Raw genomic sequence first — 1,603 nt, forward strand, 5'->3', positions numbered from 1 at the left:
ACTCGGTCAAAATAAATCTTCTGGAGTTGACTCCTTTTTACAAACTTACTCATAAAAATCTATCTATGAGTCAACTTTTTCTAGGACAAGACACAGGTCTTCGGCCCTACGTGCCTCGACCTGTGCCTATTTAACACGGACCTCTGCCGAGGTCCTTTTCCCGTAGACGCTCTAATGAATTCCACATGGTAAGACCTTCCTAATGATAACCCCTGTGATAGCTCTTAACTTATCTATTAATTTTTCTTGCTCGTTTTCTTTTCTATACCAATCTAAATGGGTATCTTTAGAGGTGTAAACCTTTAAATATTTACTATATGGTACAAGAAAAGAAATCTGTAGGTGCTTTCCCTTGGGTCTTGATGATCTTGATGTCGTCGGTTACCTTTGTGGGAATTCTGTCGGAGCTACTTCCTTCTGGAGTGTTGCAGCAGATTATGGGCGATTTGGGAATTAATGAGGTGGAGGGTGGCCGAATGGTGGGCTGGTATGCCTTGGCGTCGGCTATCTTCGGTATTCCGCTTATATCTGCCACGGTGGGCTTTAATCGCAAGAATTTACTATTACTTTTGCTGGTGGGCTTCGCAGTATGCAATATACTCTCTGGGGTTATTCATAACTACTACGTTATATTAGGCCTTCGTTTCCTCGGCGGAATCTGTGCCGGTGTGATGTGGCCGATGATTGCAGCCTTTGGGATGCGACTGGTGGAGCCAGGGCACCAAGGTAAGGCTGTGGCGATCATTATGGCGGGTAATACGCTAGGAATTAGCCTAGGGATGCCATTGATGACTGCTATTGGCGACCGCTTTGGCTGGCGTATTGAGTTTATCGTCTTGGGGTCATTGGTAGCTTTGATTGCTCTGCTATCGCTTGTGATGCTACCTTCGACGCCTGGTGAGAAGCTCACCTCGAGCACTTCGCCTTTTGCGATGCTGAAGAATAAGTCTATCTTGCTCATTATCCTCCTCACGCTACTTGGAGTTTGTGGGCATTATGGGGTCTACACCTATATTACCCAGTTGGTAGCCGAGATCGGTATTAGTGGCGGGGTAGAGGTGGCCTTGCTGGTCTTTGGAATTGGGTCGCTCATCTCTATCGTGATTGCGACGAAGTATATTGATCATTACCTGAGGGAGCTGACGGTGCTGATGTTTGCGTTCCTGGCCGTGGCGATGTTGCTCTTTTACTTCTTTAAGGGTACGGTTGGTATTTCGCACCTTGCCTTCTTCATGTGGGGGCTTTCCTTTGGTCCACTTGTGACGCTTTTCCAGGCGGCTGTGGGCAATCAGGTGGAGCATGGTAAGGATGTGGCGATGTCGGTGCAGTCTTGTATGTTTAATCTCTCGATTATGATCACTACAGCTATTGCTGGCACGCTATTGCTCAGCTATGGAGCGTTGAGCTTGCTCTGGTATGCTGTGATTATGGCTGTGCCTGGGATACTCATCTCTTTCTTCGCAAAGCACACTCTGCGACCTATCGGATAAGCCTTAGGCTTTAACTAAATGAGACTGTTGCACGAAGGCGATCTGCGGCGTTGCTTTCGGGATTCGGGCTCGGTCACGTACGTGAGTACGCTCCCAGCGCCCTCACCCTCAGC

General features: G+C 47.9%; 1 protein-coding gene. It reads left to right on the plus strand.

The window, feature by feature from the left end:
* Positions 1-317 precede the first annotated feature (317 nt).
* Complete coding sequence (locus A3GK_RS0110155) at positions 318-1,490, plus strand: MFS transporter (protein WP_018029331.1); 1,173 nt, start codon at positions 318-320, stop codon at positions 1,488-1,490.
* Positions 1,491-1,603: the final 113 nt, after the last annotated feature.

The organism is Porphyromonas somerae DSM 23386 (assembly GCF_000372405.1).
In the GTDB taxonomy this organism is placed as follows: domain Bacteria; phylum Bacteroidota; class Bacteroidia; order Bacteroidales; family Porphyromonadaceae; genus Porphyromonas_A; species Porphyromonas_A somerae.